Annotated in this window: 16 protein-coding genes; 7 read left to right on the forward strand and 9 right to left on the reverse strand. The window is 65.4% G+C overall.

Annotated features, from left to right (window positions below; all coding sequences use genetic code 11):
- Positions 1-123 precede the first annotated feature (123 nt).
- The 4 genes from creD (at position 124) to BLW48_RS11190 (ending at position 5,975) form a co-directional block, all read left to right on the forward strand.
- Positions 124-1,566, forward strand: a complete 1,443-nt coding sequence (gene creD, locus BLW48_RS11175; RefSeq protein ID WP_093174666.1) for a cell envelope integrity protein CreD — start codon at positions 124-126, stop codon at positions 1,564-1,566.
- A complete protein-coding gene (locus BLW48_RS11180; RefSeq protein ID WP_093174668.1) occupies positions 1,563-2,855 on the forward strand; it encodes a glycoside hydrolase family 3 N-terminal domain-containing protein in 1,293 nt (430 codons plus the stop codon). The genes creD and BLW48_RS11180 overlap by 4 nt, the downstream gene beginning before the upstream one ends.
- Before the next feature lie 20 nt (positions 2,856-2,875).
- Positions 2,876-5,278 carry a penicillin-binding protein 1A gene (locus BLW48_RS11185; RefSeq protein ID WP_093174670.1) on the forward strand — a complete coding sequence of 801 codons (2,403 nt, stop codon included), beginning with the start codon at positions 2,876-2,878 and terminating at the stop codon, positions 5,276-5,278.
- Between the two features lie 85 nt (positions 5,279-5,363).
- Positions 5,364-5,975, forward strand: a complete 612-nt coding sequence (locus BLW48_RS11190; protein ID WP_093057128.1) for a hypothetical protein — start codon at positions 5,364-5,366, stop codon at positions 5,973-5,975.
- Here the strand turns inward: BLW48_RS11190 and creC are convergent.
- Positions 5,969-7,408, reverse strand: coding sequence for a two-component system sensor histidine kinase CreC (gene creC / locus BLW48_RS11195; protein WP_093057127.1), 1,440 nt, complete (start codon positions 7,406-7,408; stop codon positions 5,969-5,971). The genes BLW48_RS11190 and creC overlap by 7 nt on opposite strands.
- Positions 7,405-8,199: a two-component system response regulator CreB gene (creB, locus tag BLW48_RS11200; protein WP_093174672.1), complete on the reverse strand. Its 795-nt coding sequence runs from the start codon at positions 8,197-8,199 to the stop codon at positions 7,405-7,407. Before creB ends, creC begins: the two co-directional genes overlap by 4 nt.
- Positions 8,200-8,763: 564 nt before the next feature.
- Between creB and BLW48_RS11205 the strand changes: the two genes are divergently transcribed.
- The gene (locus BLW48_RS11205; protein ID WP_093076662.1) at positions 8,764-9,708 is read left to right on the forward strand and encodes a YcjF family protein; all 945 of its coding nucleotides are present in this window, start codon (positions 8,764-8,766) and stop codon (positions 9,706-9,708) included.
- A 1-nt stretch (position 9,709) separates the two neighbouring features.
- On the opposite strand, the gene cueR is transcribed toward BLW48_RS11205, so the two are convergent.
- Positions 9,710-10,114, reverse strand: a complete 405-nt coding sequence (gene cueR / locus BLW48_RS11210) for a Cu(I)-responsive transcriptional regulator (RefSeq protein WP_093057125.1) — start codon at positions 10,112-10,114, stop codon at positions 9,710-9,712.
- Complete coding sequence (locus BLW48_RS11215) at positions 10,111-10,305, reverse strand: heavy-metal-associated domain-containing protein (RefSeq protein ID WP_007833622.1); 195 nt, start codon at positions 10,303-10,305, stop codon at positions 10,111-10,113. Before BLW48_RS11215 ends, cueR begins: the two co-directional genes overlap by 4 nt.
- Positions 10,306-10,436: 131 nt before the next feature.
- Here BLW48_RS11215 and BLW48_RS11220 point away from each other — a divergent pair, with 131 nt between their 5' ends.
- Complete coding sequence (locus BLW48_RS11220; protein WP_093174674.1) at positions 10,437-12,680, forward strand: heavy metal translocating P-type ATPase; 2,244 nt, start codon at positions 10,437-10,439, stop codon at positions 12,678-12,680.
- Between the two features lie 10 nt (positions 12,681-12,690).
- Here the strand turns inward: BLW48_RS11220 and BLW48_RS11225 are convergent, their stop codons facing one another.
- From BLW48_RS11225 to BLW48_RS11245, 5 genes are read right to left on the reverse strand one after another with little or no spacing between them, the layout of a single operon-like run.
- A complete protein-coding gene (locus tag BLW48_RS11225) occupies positions 12,691-13,173 on the reverse strand; it encodes a GNAT family N-acetyltransferase (RefSeq protein WP_093174676.1) in 483 nt (160 codons plus the stop codon).
- A gap of 54 nt (positions 13,174-13,227) precedes the next feature.
- Complete coding sequence (locus BLW48_RS11230; protein ID WP_093174678.1) at positions 13,228-14,355, reverse strand: sterol desaturase family protein; 1,128 nt, start codon at positions 14,353-14,355, stop codon at positions 13,228-13,230.
- A gap of 40 nt (positions 14,356-14,395) precedes the next feature.
- On the reverse strand, positions 14,396-15,673 hold the full coding sequence (locus BLW48_RS11235) for a beta-ketoacyl-[acyl-carrier-protein] synthase family protein (RefSeq protein WP_093174680.1): 1,278 nt from the start codon (positions 15,671-15,673) through the stop codon (positions 14,396-14,398).
- Positions 15,670-15,969, reverse strand: a complete 300-nt coding sequence (locus BLW48_RS11240; protein WP_093174682.1) for an acyl carrier protein — start codon at positions 15,967-15,969, stop codon at positions 15,670-15,672. The genes BLW48_RS11235 and BLW48_RS11240 overlap by 4 nt, the downstream gene beginning before the upstream one ends.
- Positions 15,970-16,013: 44 nt before the next feature.
- Positions 16,014-16,874, reverse strand: a complete 861-nt coding sequence (locus BLW48_RS11245; RefSeq protein WP_093057119.1) for an alpha/beta hydrolase — start codon at positions 16,872-16,874, stop codon at positions 16,014-16,016.
- A 137-nt stretch (positions 16,875-17,011) separates the two neighbouring features.
- On the opposite strand from BLW48_RS11245, the gene BLW48_RS11250 reads away from it, so the two are divergent.
- Positions 17,012-17,701: a response regulator transcription factor gene (locus BLW48_RS11250; RefSeq protein WP_093057118.1), complete on the forward strand. Its 690-nt coding sequence runs from the start codon at positions 17,012-17,014 to the stop codon at positions 17,699-17,701.
- The last annotated feature ends 3 nt before the right edge of the window (positions 17,702-17,704 follow it).

The raw sequence follows: 17,704 nt of genomic DNA on the forward strand, positions 1-17,704 counted from the left end.
AGTCGAAAACACCCGTGCCCGGCTCTGTGAAGTCTGTGTGAAGCGAAGCGGCGCGCATGCTTCACACGGCCTTCGGATCGCGCGGCGAGCATCGCGGCTTCGCTATAGACGAGGAGAGAAAAAATGCTTCAGTTGTTGAAGGCCCTTCAGAGCTCGGTGCTGGCCAAGGTCGCCGGCCTGTTCTTCCTGCTGTTGCTCCTGTGCATTCCGCTGGGGGAGATCGACTCGATCAACCGCGCCCGCGGCGAGAGCCAGCGCGAAGCAGCCGACGAGCTCGCCGCCACCTATGCGGGCCGCCAGACGATGGTCGGCCCGCTGCTGCTGGTGCCGTATGTGGAGCGCTGGATGGAGCCGCTGCGCGACGCACAGGGCAAGGTGATCGGCCAGGAGCCGCGCAGCAAGGAAATGGCCCACGTGGTGTTCCCTGACAAGCTGCACATCGAAGGCACGATGGCGCCGCAGGAGCGCTATCGCGGCATCTTCAAGATTCCGTTCTACACGCTCAACGCTGCGCTCACTGGCGGCTTCACGGCCTTCGACCCGAAGGCCGTGCCGCACAGCGAGTCCGACTCGAGCATCGAATTCAAGGCTCCCTTCATTGCTTTCAACGTGAGCGACCTTCGTGGCCTCGACGGCTCGCCCGCGATGACGGTGGGCAGCGAGACACTGCGCTTCAAGCAACGCGTGCCGGGCCTGGCCGACGGTGCATGGTTTGCAGACGGCATCCACGCGCCACTCACCGGTGCAGCGCTCAGTGCATGGCAGGCCAGCACACCGATCGCGTTTGAAATGAAGCTCGGCCTGGTCGGGCAGGACACGCTCTCCATCGCGCCCATCGCCGAGGAAACGACCGCGCATCTGACCTCGCCCTGGGCACACCCCAGCTTCGGCGGTCGCTTTCTCGCGGCCGAGCGCAGCGTGACGCCGCAGGGCTTCGACGCGCACTGGCGTGTGTCGTCGCTCGTGACTTCGGCTCGCGAACAGGTACGCGCGGGTCTCTCGGGTCGCGGCAACGCCGCTGAAGCCGCCACCACCCAGGCACGCCAGAACATAGGTCCGCTGCAGACCTTCGACGTGTCTCTCGCGCAACCCATCAACGTGTATTCGATGAGCACGCGCGCCGGCAAGTACGGTGCGCTGTTCATCGGGCTCGTGCTGATGGCCGCCTTCATGTTCGAGCTGTTCCGCAAGCTGCGCCTGCATCCGATCCAGTACGGCCTGGTCGGCCTGTCGATCGCGCTGTTCTTCCTGCTGCTGCTCGCGCTGTCGGAGAAGTTCGCGTTCTGGATGGCGTATGCGGGTGCCGCCACGGCGAGCGTCGCGCTACTGGCCGTGTACTTCAGCGCGGTGCTGGGAGGCTGGCGGCGCGGCCTGTCCTTCGGCGCCTTCGTGGCGCTGCTCTATGGCGCGCTCTACGGCCTGCTGGCTTCCGAAAGCAACGCACTGCTGCTCGGTGCGCTGCTGATCTTCGGCATGCTGGCCACGCTGATGCTCGTCACGCGCAAGGTCGACTGGTATGCGCTCTCGCGGCGCGTGGAACCGGCACCGGAAGCGCAGGCGGCATGAGACTGCTGCGGGTCATCGCGAGTGCATCGGGCTGGCTGGCCCTGGCCACACTGTGGTTCTGGGCCTGGCACCTGAAGGACCCGCACCTGCGCTTCATGCGCGCGTGGGAGCTGCCTCTGCTGTTGGCGATGCTGGTGGCCGGCATCGCAATCGCCTGGCGGTTTGCACGGGGCAACTTGCGCCCGGTCGCTCTGGGCCTGGCATTCGCGGCCTTGCTGACTGCCCTGTGCAACGAGGCAGCCTCGCACCAGCACCGGGCCGAAGTGAATGAATCGGAGGGCCCGCTCGCACAGGCGCTGGGCGCGCATTTCATCGTCGGGTACGACGATGCGAAAAACCTGCGAGAGCTGGCCAGGAAGGGGCTGATCGGCGGAATCTTCGTAACCGGCCGCAATGTAAAGGGCCGCACGGCCGCTGAACTGCGCACTGAAATCGAGGGCCTGCAGGCATTGCGCCGCGAAGCCGACCTGCCACCGCTGATCGTCGCAACCGACCAGGAAGGCGGCGCGGTTTCGCGTCTCTCGCCACTGGTCGAACGCCAGCCTGCACTCGCCTCGCTACTCGACGCCGATGTGCCCGACAACGAGCTCACACAACGCGCCCATGCCTACGGCGCGCAACAGGGCAAGGCGCTCGCGGCTCTTGGCATCACGCTCAATTTCAGCCCGGTGGTCGACCTGCGCCCCGGCCGCGCACCGGGCCGCTGGGACTTCCACACCCGCATCGACGAACGCGCGATCTCGGCCGACCCCGCCATCACTGCGCAGGTGGCGCTCGCTTACGAGCTGGGCCTTGAATCCGCAGGCGTTCGCGGCACGCTCAAGCACTTTCCCGGCCTGGGCGGCGTGGCCGAGGACACCCACCATTTCGCCGCCGAACTGCGCACGCCTGTCGCCCAACTCGCGGCGCACGACTGGAAGCCGTTTCAAGACGTGTCGAAACATTCGGATGCCGCGATCATGCTCGGCCATGTCATCCTTGTAGAGTTCGACGCCGAATATCCGGTCTCTTTCTCGCGCAAAATCGTGCAGCGGGTGATTCGAGGCGAATGGGGCTACCAGGGCCTGCTCGTCACCGACGATCTCACGATGAGCGCAGCCTACAACCGCGGTCTTTGCGATGCCACCGTTCGCGCTCTTGGCGCCGGCGTGGACCTGTTGCTGATCGCCTTCGACCACGACAAGTATTTCGATGCCATGCATTGCGCGCTGCAGGCTGCGCGGCAAGGCACGCTCGACCTCCCGATGCAGGAACGCAGCAGCGCGCGGCGGCTCCAATCCTTTCGCTAGCCAGTAAGCAGCCAACTCTTATGTTCAAACGCTCAAGCTCCAAACCTTCCGACGACGGCAATGCGGCGTCCAACGAACCCCGCGCGCCATGGAAGCGCATTGCCGGCTGGGGCGCCATCGCGCTCGGCTCCGGCGCGCTCGTGGTGCTGGTCGCAGCCATCGTCGCGGTGGTCGCCATCTATCCGAAGCTGCCCGATGTGTCGGAGCTCTCCGACTACCGGCCCAAGCTGCCGCTGCGCGTGTACTCGACCGAAGGCCAGCTGATCGGCGAGTTCGGTGAAGAGCGCCGCAACCTCACGCCCTTCGCCAACATTCCGAAGGTCATGAAAGACGCGGTACTGGCTGTGGAAGACGCGCGCTTCTACGACCACGGCGGTGTGGACTACAAGGGCTTCGTGCGCGCAGCGGTGGCCAGCCTGAAGGGTGGCCGCAAGCAGGGCGCGTCGACCATCACGATGCAGGTTGCGCGCAACGTATACCTGAGCTCGGAGCGGACGATGAGTCGCAAGACCTACGAGATCCTGCTGGCGCTGCGGCTCGAACGGCAGCTCACCAAGGACCAGATCCTCGAGATCTACCTGAACCAGATCTACCTCGGCAATCGCGCCTACGGCTTTGCGGCCGCCGCCGAAACCTATTTCGGCAAGCCGCTGCAGAACGTCACCATCGCCGAAGCTGCAATGCTGGCCGGCCTGCCGAAGGCGCCCGGTGCCAACAACCCCGTGGCCAACCCGCGCCGCGCGCGGGCGCGCCAGCTCTACGTGATCGACCGGATGCAGGAAACCGGCTTCATCACCGCCGACCAGGCTGCAGAAGCCAAGAAGGAAGAACTGCACCTGCGCGACGCCGCCGATCCGAACCGCCTGCATGCCGAGTACGTGGCCGAGACGGTGCGCCAGATGATGTACGCGCAGTACGGCGACAGCATCTACACCAGCGGCATGAAGGTCTATACCTCGCTCGTGGCGGCCGACCAGGCAGCTGCCTACAGGTCGCTGCGCAAGGGCATCATGGACTACGAGCGCCGCCAGCCCTACCGCGGCCCCGAGAGGTTCGTCGACCTGCCGACCGAGCAGAAGGAAATCGACGAAGCCGTGGACGATGCACTGGCCGAACATCCCGACAACGGCGATGTGGTCGCGGCCGTGGTGCTCGACGCGAACGCGAAGGAAATCAGCGCCGTGCGCGCGAACGGCGAAACCATCCAGATCACGGGCGATGGCCTGAAGCCCGCGCAGTCGGGCCTCGCGGCGAAGGCGCCGCCGAACATCAAGATCCGCCGCGGCGCAGTCATCCGCGTGGCGAAGACGCCGAAGAACACCTGGGAGATCACGCAGCTGCCCGAGGTCGAAGGCGCCTTCATCGGCATGGATCCGCGCAGCGGTGCCATCAAGGCGCTGGTCGGCGGTTTCGATTTCGGCAAGAACAAGTTCAATCACGTGACGCAGGCCTGGCGCCAGCCGGGTTCGAGCTTCAAGCCCTTCATCTACTCGGCCGCACTTGAAAAAGGCTTCACGCCCGCAACCGTGGTGAACGACGCGCCGCTGTACTTCGACGCCAGCGCCAACGGCGGCCAGCCGTGGGAGCCGAAGAACTTCGAAGGCACCTACGAAGGCCCGATGCCGCTGCGCACCGCGCTGATGAAGTCGAAGAACCTCGTCACGCTGCGCGTGCTGGAGTCGATCGGCGCTCCCTATGCGCAAGACTGGATCACCAAGTTCGGCTTCGACAAGGACAAGCATCCTGCCAACCTGCCGATGGGCCTGGGCGCCGGCTCGGTCACGCCGATGCAGATGGCGGTGGGCTATTCGGTGTTCGCCAACGGCGGCTACCGCGTCAATCCGTACCTGGTCACGCGTGTCACCGACATGAGGGACAAGGTCATCATGGAAACCGAGCCGCCTGTGCTCGACGAAGCGCGCCGCGCGATTCCGCAGCGCAACGCCTTCATCATGGATTCGCTGCTGCAGAGCGTGGTGAAGAACGGCACCGGCTTCAAGGCGCACCAGGCCCTGAAGCGCGACGACCTCTACGGCAAGACCGGCACCACCAACGACTCATTCGACACCTGGTTCGCGGGCTTCCAGCCGACCATGGTCGGCATCGCGTGGATCGGCTACGACACGCCGCGCCAACTCGGCGTGCGCGGTGAAACCGGCGGCAGCCTGAGCCTGCCGATCTGGATCGGCTACATGCAGACCGCGCTGCAGGGCGTGCCGGTGACGCAGCCCGCGGAACCGCCTGGCGTGGTGAACGTCGACGGCGAGTGGTACTTCGACGACTTCACGCCGGGCCACAACGTAGCGAGCCTGGGCCTGGAAAGCGAAGCGCCGCCACCGCCGGCCGAAGAACTCACGGGTGCGCCCATCGGAGCGCCGCCAGTACCGGAAGAACGCAACAGGATCCTCGATTTCTTCCGGTAAGTCGCAAAGCTGAAAAGAGAAGGCGGGTCGCGGTGCCTACACTCGGTGCTGCTTCCCGCCTTCTCTTTTTCTTCTCCACGCATCCATGGAAATTCTTACTCTGGTGGCACTCTTTGCCGCCGGCTTCTACATCCTCAAGTCCAGGGAACAGCGCATGCGCATCGCGCTGCTGGCCAGCCACCTCGGCCGCTACCAGATCGAAAGGCTGATGGAGAGCCTCACCTCCGGCTACATGCGCTGCCTCGGCGAAGACGACGCCGAGCGCCGCCAGCAGATCTGGCACCTGCTCGACGCCACCGAGGAAAAGCTCTCCGCCCAGTTCGACAGCTTCGCCGCCGAGTTCTCGCGCATGCCCGAACCCGCCACGCGCGTGAGCAAGCTGCCGGTGGCCATTCCGCTGTTCACACAATTCTTTCCGGGTTCGACCTTCGATGTGCGCCAGGCCCTGCTCATCCACGCACGCGGCGTTGCCGGCGTGATGCGCAACGAAGCCGGGCGTACGCCTAAATCGAAAGCCTTCACCATGTCGGCCGAGCTGTTCCTGATGCAGCACACCTGCCACTGGTATTGCCGCTCGAAGACGGTGGCGTCGGCTCGCATGATCGGGCAGCACCAGACGCAGTACCTGCAGGCGCTCGGGGCTGTGAGTCCGGAAACTCGCAGCGCCTATTGCGCGCTGATCGGCCGCCCTCAGTGATGTGACAACAACGGCAGCGTGAGCGTCGCCACCGCGCCACCGCGCGACGCGTTGCCCAGATCGATCCGGCCGCGGTGCAATGCCGCGATCTCCTTCACGAACGCCAGCCCCAGCCCCGTGCTCTTCTTCTGGCTGTGCGGCCTGGCGAGCGAATAGAACTTCTCGAAGACTTTTTCCTGCGCGTATTCCGGAATGCCCGGGCCGTGGTCGCGCACGCTCACGCGGGCCAGCTTCGACGTCGTTTCCAGCGTGAGCAGAACTTCGCTGTCGCGCGGTGAGAAATCGATGGCGTTGTCGAGCAGGTTGCTGATGGCGCGGCGCAGGAGGAACGGGTCGCCTTCGGTGCGGGCATCGTCGCGGATGTTCACGAGCAGTTTGATGTTGCGCTTGGCTGCCGCGGGTTGTGCGCTGGCGGCGATGTCCTCGATCAGCGAAGCCAGCGCCACCGGTTCTGTGCGGTCCAGCGTGCGCCGCGTCTCGAGCGCGGTGAGCTCCATCATGCGGTCGACGATTTCCTGGATGCGCTGCGTCTCGCGTTCGATGTTCTTCAGGAAACGTTCTCGCTCGGCATGCGGCATCGACGGCTCCTGCAGCAGCTCGGCCGCGCCGCGGATGGCCGAGAGCGGGCTTTTCACTTCGTGCGTGAAGGTCTGCACATAGTCGGCCACGTAGTTGCGGCCGGTGAGAGCATCGCGCATTTCGCTGAAACCGGTGCGTACGCCGTCGACCGCGCGGCGTGCCATGCGCACGAGGCTCAGGCTGCGCTGCGCGCGCACCCAGGCCCAGTAGTCGCGGATCAGGCCGAAGGGCCGCACCAGCCAGATCGAGACGATGAGCGTGAGCAGCAGCAGCGCGAGTGCCGAGCCGACGCCCACCCAGATGGTGCGCACGCGGGCGTCTTCCACGAACTGGCCGAAGCTCTGCACCGGCTTGCCCACGCTGACCATGCCGACGATCTCGTTGTTCCAGCGGATCGGTGCGCCCACGTACATGACCGAAGTACGCGGGTCGCCGTCGACATCGCGCGAGGTGCGCGCGCCGTAAAGACCGGCGAGCGTGCGGCTCACGTCGGCCCATTGCGAATAGTCGGCACCGAGATGCCTGCCGAGCGAATCGAACATCACACGGCCGTTGCGGTCGGTGACGTACACGCGCAGTTCGACACGGCTTTTGTGCAGGTTGTAGATCTGGGCGGAGAACTCGCGCGCGTAGACCGTTCGGAACAGAGGCTCGAGCCGCGCCGTGTTGATGGCACCGGCGATCACGTCCTGCTCGACCAAGCTCGCCACGAGCTGCGAGGTTTCGACCAGCGATTCCTCGGCCGACTCGCGGTAGCGCGGGTCGATGTCGGAAACGACGCGGTACAGCAGGAAGGCGATGCCCGCCGTGTAGATCAGCAGGATGCCGATGAAGATCCGCGTGCGCCGGGTCACGACGCCTTGGCGGGCAGTTCTTCGTTCAGTGCGTAGCCGGTGCCACGCAGCGTGCGGATCGGCTCCACTTCCGGCGCGATTGCCTTGAGCTTGGCGCGCAGGGTCTTGATGTGCGCGTCTACCGTCCGGTCGAAGCTGTCGCTGGAATCGTCCCAGACAAGTTCGAGCAGTTCGTCGCGCGTGAAGACGCGGCCGGGCCGTTGCACCAGCAGTCTGAGCAACCCGTATTCGTAACGGGAGAGTTCCAGCAGGCGTCCGTAATAACGAATCTGCATGCGCTCGTTGTCAAGCGAAAAGGGCAGTGCGGGTGCCTGTGAGCTCGCTGGAGGCGTCTGGCCCTGGATTTGATGGGGTATCCCATGGTTTGGAGCCGCGCCTGTTGTGGAGGCTCCTGCGCCGTTTCTGGCGCTGCGCCGCAGGATGGTCCGCACGCGGGCGACGAGTTCGCGCGGCGAAAACGGCTTGGCGATGTAGTCGTCCGCGCCCAGTTCGAGGCCCACCACGCGGTCTATTTCGTCGCTGCGGGCCGTCAGGAACACCATGGGCACCTCCGGGCCGCCCATGGACTGGTTTAGCGCCTGGAGGCGCTTGAAGAGCTCGAAACCATTGAGATCGGGCAATCCGACGTCCAGGATGGCCAGCGCCGGGGGTTCCTGCGCGAACTGGGCGATGGCTTCTTCGGCCGTGGCGCACCAGACCGGAATAAACCCGTCGCTCTTGAGGACGTACTGCAGCGTGTCGGCGATGCCTGATTCGTCTTCGGCAATCAGGATCCGGGGTTTGAAGCTCATCCACGAATGTTACCGAGGGGAGTGGACCGGGAGGACTGGTTTTGTTCAAAGGCGCCATCGACTGGCGCGGCCGTTCGCGGCTTTTTTTTCGCGCGCAGCTTTCCCTTTCCCTGTCTTCTTATTCTTCTTATTCAAATTAGTAGTAGTAGATAAGGGTTGCCCTCTTCTGTGGACATGCCGCTTTTTTCGTTATGTGACAAGCACTTGTCATGGCTCTGTCACTGTGCGCAGCTGCGCTTCCGGTTTGTACCCGCCACATGAACAACATTGGGTAACCGATCCGGCCTGTGGATAAGCCATGGCTTGTTCAAAAACTGTCCCCAGAGTTGTGCTTTGACTCCTTCCGGAAAATCTGCGAAAGGCGGTTTTTCCCCGGAGAAATTCATTGCTGAAAATTTGGGCGATCTGTAGATTTCCCTTTTAAATCAAAGACTTGCAACTCCGCTACACAGAAGTACCAACGTTATCCACAGAGTTACTCAAGGTTTGTGGGGAGAAGCTCGCCGGAACCTTCCGGCCCCTTCGACGACCGAACCTGATCCTTCATATTGCGAAATGTTGAACATGACACCTTCAGAAACAAAGTCGATAGTTACCCTGAGCCTGCTGGCTGCCTTTGTCGATGGTGAGAAGCACGAGCGTGAACGGGCCGAGATCAAGCGGATTGCCGAGGGCCTGTCGCAGGCCGATGGCCTGAACCTGCCGACGCTGTACCAGGACGTGCTGATGAAGCGCGTGTCGCTGGCCTCGGTGGCCGGAGAGCTGAAAAGCAGCGAAGCCAGGCAACTCGCCTACGAGATGGCGGTGTGCGTGTGCGATGCGGACGGCACGCAGTCGGAGGCGGAGCGCATGTTCCTGGCCGATGTGCGCACGTCGCTGGGGCTGGATGCTTCGGCGGCCGCGTTTTCGCAGCAGGCCGAAGACATTGCGGCGGTGCCTGTTGCTGCTGCTGCCGGCATCGCGGTCGCGGCGCCATCGACGCCGAATACGCCCGACACCGCCGAGCTCGACAAGTCGATCCTCAACGCCGCCATCCTCAACGGCGCGCTGGAGCTGCTGCCCGAGACGCTCTCGACCATGGCGATCATTCCGCTGCAGATGAAGCTGGTCTACCGCATCGGCCAGTCGTATGGCTATCAGCTCGACAGCGGCCACATCAAGGATTTCCTGGCCACGGTCGGCGTGGGCCTGACTTCGCAGTACCTGGAGCAGGCCGGGCGAAAGCTGCTCGGCGGCCTCCTTGGCAAGGTTGGCGGTGGATTGCTTCGCGGGCTGGGCAACCAGGCCGTGAGTTCGGGGATGAGCTTTGCTTCGACCTACGCACTGGGCCATGTGGCCAAGCGCTATTACGCCGGCGGCCGCACGCTGTCGACGCAGATGCTGAAGGACGCGTTCTCGGGCGTGGTGAAGGAAGGGCAGAGCCTGCAGACGCAGTACCTGCCGGCCATCCAGGAAAAGGCCCGCACGCTGGATGCAGGCAAGGTGCTGTCGCTGGTGCGGGGCGCCTGATCTAGACCTTGCTCAGGTCGTCGAGGATGGGGCAGTCCGGCCTTGCGTCGCCGTGGCAGCAATGAACCAGGTGGGCCAGCGTGTTGCGCATGGATTGCATGTCGGCAATGCGCTGCTCCAGTTCACCAAGATGCTTTTCGGCGATGCGCTTCACGCTCGAGCTTGCGCGCCGACGGTTGTTCCACAGCCCGACCAGCTCCGCGATTTCTTCCATCGAGAAACCCAGGTCGCGCGAGCGCTTGATGAAGCGCAGCGTGTGGATGTCGGCCTCCCCATATTGGCGGTAGCCGCTTTCGGTGCGCGCCACCGCCGGCAGCAGGCCCAGCCCTTCGTAGTGGCGGACCATGCGGGCCGACACGCCGGAGCGCTGCGCCGCTTCGCCGATGGCGACGTGGCCCGTCGTCATTGAACCGCGTAGCCCGCGTTCTCGATCGCGGCCACGATGTCCTTGCGCGGCTGTTCGCTCAATACGTCGACATGGCCCGTTTCCAGATCGACCGTGACCTGCGCTTCGGGGTCCACCGTTTGCACCGCGTTCTGTACTGCGCTCACGCAGTGGCCGCAACTCATGCCCGTGACCTGGAATTTCTGGCTCATCGTGGTAGCTCCTTGGAAGTGATTGATTGAGGACGCAAGTTTGAACCCTCTCACGATGTCAATGTCCAGCGCAGGGGCACTGAATTTTTTTCGCTTGACCTTGCCATGGTGTGAGGCTTTAGCCTTGGCGCATGGAAAAAGTTCTGCAGCAGCAAATCCCCGGCACCACCACGCTCGACCTCTCGGTCGGCGGCATGACTTGCGCCTCGTGCGTGATGCGTGTCGAGCGTGCTCTGAAAAACGTGCCGGGCGTGCAGGACGTGAGCGTGAATCTCGCGACCGAATCGGCCCGCGTGGTGACAGGCGGCAACGAAGACATGGACGTCCTGCTGCGCCGAGCCGTACGGGCCGCAGGCTACGAGCCGCGCGCGGCGAGCACAGCGGCCGAAGAAGCCGCGCTGTCGCCATGGCACGGCTTCGGCCCGGTCGCTGTCGGCCTGGTGCTTTCGATTCCCTTGCTGGCACCGATGCTCGGCGATCCTTTCGGGCAAGACTGGATGCTGCCGCCATGGTTGCAACTGCTGCTCGCGACGCCGGTGCAGTTCTGGCTGGGTGCGCGCTTCTATCGCGCGGGCTGGCATGCGGCAAAAGCGCGCACCGGCAATATGGATCTGCTGGTGGCGCTCGGCACCAGCGCGGCCTTTGGCTTGTCGCTCTGGCTCTGGTGGCGCGCGGCCACCGGCGAGCATGCGGGCCACGGTGCGATGCCGCACCTGTACTTCGAGGCTTCGGCGGTGGTGATCACGCTGGTGCTGCTCGGCAAGTGGCTGGAGGCGCGTGCCAAGCGCCAGGCCACGTCGGCGATCCGTGCGTTGCAGCAGTTGCGGCCCGAAGTGGCTCACCTGGTCGGCGCGCGCGGCAAGGAAAGCGATGTGCCGCTGGCCGAAGTGATGGTGGGCGACCGCCTCGCGGTGCGGCCCGGCGAACGCGTGCCGGCCGACGCACGCGTGATCGAAGGGCAATCCGAAGTCGATGAATCGATGCTCACCGGCGAGCCGCTGCCCGTGGCCAAAGGGCCGGGCGATGCATTGACCGGCGGCGCGGTGAACGGCGATGGCCGCATGGTCATCGAAGTGAGCGCGATCGGCGCCGAGAGCGTGCTCGCGCGGATCATCCGGCTCGTCGAAGACGCACAAGCAGCGAAGGCGCCGATCCAGCGGCTGGTGGACAAGGTTGCGGCCGTGTTCGTGCCGGTGGTGCTGGTGATCGCGCTTGTCACACTGGCCAGTTGGCTGGTTGCGGGCGCGGGAATCGAGACTGCGTTGATCCATGCCGTGGCAGTGCTCGTCATTGCCTGCCCGTGTGCGCTGGGCCTCGCAACGCCTGTCGCGGTGATGGCGGGTACCGGCGTGGCGGCGCGTCACGGCATCCTGATCAAGGATGCGCGTGCGCTGGAAATCGCGCACCGCGTCGACACCGTTGCATTCGACAAGACCGGCACGCTGACGATCGGCCGGCCGGTGCTCACTGCGCTGGTACCCGTGGCAGGCACCGATGCCAGTGAAGACCAATTGCTGGCGACGGCCGCCAGCCTGCAGAGCGGCAGCGAGCATCCGCTGGCCAAGGCGGTGCTGGCCGCTGCGGCGCAGCGCAACGTGCAGGCGCCTGCGCTGGGTGTGATGCAGGCGTGGCCGGGTCGTGGTGTGCGTGGTGAAGTCGACGGCGTGCACTGGGCCATCGCCAGCCTGCGTTGGTGTCGTGAACTCGACGCGATGCCCGACGCTGCGGAAGTCGATCGTCTGCAGTCTCGAGGCGCCACGGTGTCCGCGCTGTTGCGCTTCGATGAAGCCGGTGCCGCGCACGTGCAGGCATTGTTCGCCTTCGCCGACGAGCCCAAGCCGCAAGCTGCAGAAGCCATCCGCACGCTGCGTGCACGCGGCCTTCGCGTGGTGATGATCTCGGGCGACAACCTGCGTGCGGCTCAAGCCATGGCGGCGCGGTTGGGCATTGCGGCCGAAGACGTACGCGCCGATGTGCTGCCGGCCGACAAGGCGGCGCAGGTTTCAGCATTGAGGAAGAACGGGCACGTCGTGGCGATGGTCGGCGACGGCGCGAACGATGCGCCCGCGCTGGCCGCAGCCGACGTGGGCATCGCGATGGCGCCTTCGGGTGGCGGCACCGACGTGGCGATGGAAGCGGCCGGCATCACACTGATGCGTGGCGATCTCGCGCTGGTGGCACAGGCCTTCGAGCTCTCTGCACGCACGGTCGCGAAGATCCGGCAGAACCTGTTCTGGGCCTTTGCCTACAACGTGGCCGGCATTCCGCTCGCGGCTTTCGGCTTGCTGAGCCCGGTGGTGGCCGGTGCAGCCATGGCGCTGTCGAGCGTGAGCGTGATGGCCAACGCGCTGCTGCTGCGGCGCTGGAAGCCCTGACGATGCCTTTTCAGTCGAACAGCAGCGCCATCACGTATTCGTCGACGTAGTTCTCTTCGCCGGCCCGCTTGTAGTACTTGCGCAGCGTACCTTCGCGCTCGAAGCCCAGCTTCTCGTAGAAGCGCAGCGCGGGCGCGTTGTCGCTTTCGGCGAAGAGTTCGATGCGCTTGACGCCGGCAGTCTTCAGTGCATCGATGGCCTCGCTGACCATGGCGAGCGCAACGCCTTGACCATGGAATGCGGGATCGACAGCGAGCGTACCGAGGCCGGCCACATGCTGAATGCGACCCGGATGGCGTGTGGCGCGGTAGAAGCCGGCGATGCGTCCTTCGCGTTCGTAGACGTAGAAGCACCGGGTGTCGAGCAGTGCCTGGTAGATGGCGCGAAAGTCTTCGATCGGCATCGGGTCGTAGCCGAGGAAGCGCACGACCTTCTCGTGCATGTAGAGGGCAAAAACGGCGTCGATGTCTTCGGGTGTGGTCAGCCTGCGCATGATGATGGAATGCTCCCGGTGCGATGAGAGCGCCGAGCATACATAGCGAGGCCGTCAGGCGAGCAGTACCGCCGAAATTCCCAGCAAGGCCAGCTGTGCGCACCAGGCCCATCGCAGCCGCAGTTGCGAGTCGAGCACGGCGCCAATGGACCAGAAGCCACCAACGGCCAGCGCAAGCAGTCCCAGTCCCGTCTGGAACGCGAGGTCGTCGGCGCGCCACAGAAAGGCCAGCGTCACGCCGACCCAGCACGCGAAGTGAATCGAGGCCGAAGCCACCTGCGGGCGCGTCAGCACCGGATCGTGAATGTGCATCGCTTCTTCCAGCGAAAAGGGTGCATCGGGAAACCGTTGCGCCACGTCGGCCGGCCGCCAGCCCGGCGGCTTGAACCACACGGCAATCTTGTCCTGCCAGCGCCGCGTGTACCAGGCGTCTCGCAGCAGCGGCGCATACGGGCCGAGGATCGCACGCATCGGGTCGAAGCTCGCAAGCGCCTTGCGCGTGCCGTAGACGCAGCGCTCTTTCTCTTCGGCGAAGGTGCCGAACATGCGGTCCCATACCACGAGCATGCCGCCGTAGTTGCGGTCCACGTAGCCGTCGTTCACCGCGTGATGCACGCGATGGTTCGACGGTGACGAGAACACGCGGTCGAACCAGCCGAGCTTGCCGATGTGCTCGGTGTGGATCCAGAACTGGTAGACCAGCACGATCAGCCCCGCAAGGCCGAACTGCTCGGGCGGCACCCCCACCACCGCCATCGGCAGGTAGAAGGCCCAGCCCAGAAAGGCCACGGTGCTTTCTTGCCGCAGCGCGGTGGAAAAATTGAAGTGCTGGCTCTGGTGGTGCACCGAGTGCGCGGCCCAGAACACGGCCGATTCATGGCCTGCGCGATGCAGCCAGTAGTCGAAGAAGTCGAACAGCAGCACGGCGACGATCCAGCCAATGATGCTGTCCCAGAAGCTCGGCCGCGCCCAGATCGCGACCAGCGGATAGACCATCGCGTAGAGACCGATCTGGAACAGCTGCGTGCACACCGACAGTGCCTGGCTCAGCAGCCCCTGGCTCAGGCTGCCGAGCGTGTCGCTGAAGCGGTAGGTGTTGCGCCGCTTGAGCCAACCCCATGCGAACTCGCACGCCATGAGCAGCGCGAACACGGGCACGACGAAAACAACCAGCCGGTGCACCGCGTTCGTTTTTCAGGAAGGGTTCAGCGAATCTTCAGCGTCAGGACGCGCGGCCGGCCACGATGACCGCGTTGGTGCCGCCAAAGGCGAAGGAATTGGACAGCACATAGCGGATGCCCTTGGCCTCGCGCGCCTCGCCTTGCACGAAGTCGAGATCGAATGCGGCATCAGGCGTCTGCAGGTTGGCGATGGGCGGCAGCGTCTCGCGCGCCAGTGCGCGCAGCGCCGCAATGAGCTCGATCGCGCCACCACCGCCGAGCACGTGGCCGTGGATGGCCTTGGTCGCGCTGACCGGTGTGTGGTTGCCGAACACCTCACGGATAGATGTGGCTTCGGCTGCATCGCCTGCGGAAGTGGCCGTGCCGTGCGCGTTGATATGGCCGACGTCAGAGGCTTCGATGCCCGCGTCGCGCAGTGCGGCGCGCATCGCGCGCACCTGGCCCGGGGCGTCGGGGTTGGTGATGTGTGTGCCGTCGCAGTTGGTGGCGTAGCCCGCAAGCACGAAGGGCGCGGCCTCGGCGCCGCGTGCGGCTGCATGCGCTTCGGATTCGAGCACCAGCGCGGCCGCGCCTTCGCCAATGGCAAAGCCCGCGCGGTCACCCGAGAACGGGCGGCAGGCCGAAGAGGGCGCATCGGCCGGCGGCGGAGCCATTACGCGCATCGCGTGCCAGCTGGCCATCACGCCTGGCGTGAGCATGGCGTCGTGACCACCGACGATGGCAACGTCGATCCAGCCACCGCGAATGGCGCGCATCGCCTCGCCGATGGCCACTGCCGAGGACGCGCAGGCACAGGCGTAGGCAATGGCCGAACCGCGTGCGCCGAAGTGCAGCGCGAGCTCTGCCACGGCGGCGTTGGGCATCACGGTGAGCACTGTCGTCGGGCGCATGCGGCGCTGTTCGCCGTAGAGCGCGCTGGTGGTGTTGTCGAAGGTGCCGGCGCCCGCGAGGCCGCTGCCCCAGAAGATGCCGAGGCGGTCGCGGTCGATGGTGTCGAGGTCGAGCTTCGCTTCGCCAGCCGCGTCCTGCGCGGCGGCCAGCGCCATGGCGGTGCCGCGGTCCAGTGGCAGGCGCGAGGTGCTGCGCACGCCGTTCGAATCGAAGTCACAGGCGGCAACGGCGAGCAGCATCGGGTCCATGCCCTTGATCTCCAGCGTCTGCGCGCGCACGGCCGAGCGACCCGCGAACAACGCCTCGTCGAAGGCCTCGACGGTGCGACCGATGGGCGTGACGAAACCGATGCCGCTCACGCGCACCGGCGCGGAGGCGGCGCGTGCGGCCGAAGCGGCGAGCGCGGCGTGGGCTGCACCGCTGCTCATGCGGTGGCTTCGGCGGGCTGGGCAGCAGCTGCGCCGCCGGCACTTTCCGTGTCGATCACTTCGCACAGGCGCTGCAGCGTGATGCCGGCTTCGCGCGGGTCGAGGCGGTCTTCGGGAATGCGCAGGTGGAAGGCGTCTTCGACGGCGAAGACGAACTCCATCAGCGCGAGCGAGTCGAGGCCGAGGTCGGACAGCGCGGTGTCCGGCGAGATGGCCGAGCGCTCGACGCGGAAGTCGGTTTCCAGGATCGCGGCGATGCTGTTGAAGGTAGGCGAAGAAGCGTTGGAAGAAGACATGGAAATGCTTTCCTTTCGGGCGTGATCGAACGTTGTCGAAGGTGTCAGGCGTACAGCGGATGCTCGGGCATCGTGCCATGCGCCACGGCATCGACGAACGACACTGTTTCGCGCACAACCTGTTGACGATCGTTGTCGATTGTGATCATGTGGTAGCTGTTGGCGACCACCACGGTGCGGAAGGCGCGGCAGCGCAGGCCGCGCGCGAGGATGTCGAGGTTGGCCACGCTGGCCACTTCGTCCTGCTGGGCGTGCAGTGCGAGCACGTTGTCGCATCGCACGCTGTTGAGGTTGCGGCGCACGTGGCGGATGAGCCGGTCGTGCTCGCGCAGGTGGCCCACGCCGATGACGGAACTGCCGGCCCGCGAGACCTTGCGGTGGCGCAGCTCGCGCTCGATCCAGGCGCGCACGCGTTCGTTCTTCACGCCGTAGGGCGGGCGTTCGCGGTATTGCCAGAGCCGGCCGAGCGGCGTGTAGAAGGCCAGCGGCAGCAGGAACTGCGTGCGTGGAATGGCCCAGCCGTCGAAGCGCAGCGTGGTCGACATGAGCACCAGCGCATCGACTTCGCTGCCGCAGCGGATGGCCGCGCCAAGCGCGAGCGAGGAGCCGGCGGAAATGCCCACCAGCATCACGCGGTCGTGCTGCGCGCGCAGTGCCTTCACCTGCGCCTGGATCGCATCGAGCCAGCGTTCGTACGGCGCCGCGCGCTGCAGCGGCGCATTGGCGTCGAACGAGTAACCCTCGATCGACAGCGGGTGCACCGAGTAGCCGCGGCTGCGCAGGGCAGACTGCACGGTCAGCAACTCGTCAGGCGTGCTGCATAAACCATGCAGCAGGACCACGGCGGTGCGTTGCACCTCCGGAGGCACCAGGCTCAAAAGATCGGAGGGTTCACGCGCGCTCATCGTGTGGCGTCGGCCATGAAAATGGCCCGTATTTCATCTTGCTGTCGTATGCTCATGTTGCGTTTATCGCTTGGAGCGACTGACCGGCCGCTGACCCGTCGTTCGCAAGGCAGATCACCCCCAACCACTCAATAACCATGCGAATTCTGCTTGTCGAAGATGACGCCGTTCTGCGCGATGTGATGGTGCGCAGCCTCGCGGATGCCGGCCATCGTGTCGACGTGTCGACCAACGTCGAAGATGCCGATCACCTGTGGCGCGTGCAGCCCTTCGATGCCGTGCTGCTCGACCTCAACCTGCCGGCCACCGCGAGCCCGACCAGCGGCCTCGCAAGCGGCCTCACCGCGCTGCGGCAGGCACGTGCGCGCGGCGACCGCACTCCTGTGCTGGTGCTCACCGCGCGCGGTCGCACCGAAGAGCGCATTGCCGGCCTCGATGCGGGCGCCGACGACTACCTCGGCAAGCCCTTCGACCTGGCCGAGGTCGAAGCCCGCCTGCGTGCGCTGGTGCGCCGCGCCAAGGGCACCGAAGACATCGTGCTGCTGGGCCAGCTGAAGCTCGATCGCAAGGCACGCCGCTTCTCGACCGCGAGCGGTCCGCTCGACCTGCCGGCGCGCGAGTTCGAGGTGCTGTGGGAACTCATGAGTCCGCCGGGCCGCACCGTGAGCAAGCGTGCGCTGTCCGACAAGCTGTCGAGCTTCGACGAATCGCTCGGCGACAACGCGCTCGAGGCCTTCATCTCCCGCCTGCGCAAGAAGCTGCAGGGCACGGGCGCGAGCATCCGCACGCTGCGCGGCATCGGCTACCTGCTCGAAGCCGAGGTGTGATCC

This window comes from Variovorax sp. YR266 (assembly GCF_900107295.1).
Lineage (GTDB): Bacteria > Pseudomonadota > Gammaproteobacteria > Burkholderiales > Burkholderiaceae_C > Variovorax.

What these genes read in the sequence shown, in the direction of transcription:
- creB (WP_093174672.1), bottom strand. Translation starts at nt 8,199, where the DNA reads ATGAGCTTCAAACCCCGGATCCTGATTGCCGAAGACGAATCAGGCATC.
- BLW48_RS11190 (WP_093057128.1), top strand. Translation starts at nt 5,364, where the DNA reads ATGGAAATTCTTACTCTGGTGGCACTCTTTGCCGCCGGCTTCTACATC.
- BLW48_RS11220 (WP_093174674.1), top strand. Translation starts at nt 10,437, where the DNA reads ATGGAAAAAGTTCTGCAGCAGCAAATCCCCGGCACCACCACGCTCGAC.
- cueR (WP_093057125.1), bottom strand. Translation starts at nt 10,114, where the DNA reads ATGACGACGGGCCACGTCGCCATCGGCGAAGCGGCGCAGCGCTCCGGC.
- BLW48_RS11185 (WP_093174670.1), top strand. Translation starts at nt 2,876, where the DNA reads ATGTTCAAACGCTCAAGCTCCAAACCTTCCGACGACGGCAATGCGGCG.
- BLW48_RS11205 (WP_093076662.1), top strand. Translation starts at nt 8,764, where the DNA reads ATGACACCTTCAGAAACAAAGTCGATAGTTACCCTGAGCCTGCTGGCT.
- creD (WP_093174666.1), top strand. Translation starts at nt 124, where the DNA reads ATGCTTCAGTTGTTGAAGGCCCTTCAGAGCTCGGTGCTGGCCAAGGTC.
- BLW48_RS11240 (WP_093174682.1), bottom strand. Translation starts at nt 15,969, where the DNA reads ATGTCTTCTTCCAACGCTTCTTCGCCTACCTTCAACAGCATCGCCGCG.
- BLW48_RS11215 (WP_007833622.1), bottom strand. Translation starts at nt 10,305, where the DNA reads ATGAGCCAGAAATTCCAGGTCACGGGCATGAGTTGCGGCCACTGCGTG.
- BLW48_RS11245 (WP_093057119.1), bottom strand. Translation starts at nt 16,874, where the DNA reads ATGAGCGCGCGTGAACCCTCCGATCTTTTGAGCCTGGTGCCTCCGGAG.
- BLW48_RS11235 (WP_093174680.1), bottom strand. Translation starts at nt 15,673, where the DNA reads ATGAGCAGCGGTGCAGCCCACGCCGCGCTCGCCGCTTCGGCCGCACGC.
- BLW48_RS11225 (WP_093174676.1), bottom strand. Translation starts at nt 13,173, where the DNA reads ATGCGCAGGCTGACCACACCCGAAGACATCGACGCCGTTTTTGCCCTC.
- BLW48_RS11180 (WP_093174668.1), top strand. Translation starts at nt 1,563, where the DNA reads ATGAGACTGCTGCGGGTCATCGCGAGTGCATCGGGCTGGCTGGCCCTG.
- BLW48_RS11250 (WP_093057118.1), top strand. Translation starts at nt 17,012, where the DNA reads ATGCGAATTCTGCTTGTCGAAGATGACGCCGTTCTGCGCGATGTGATG.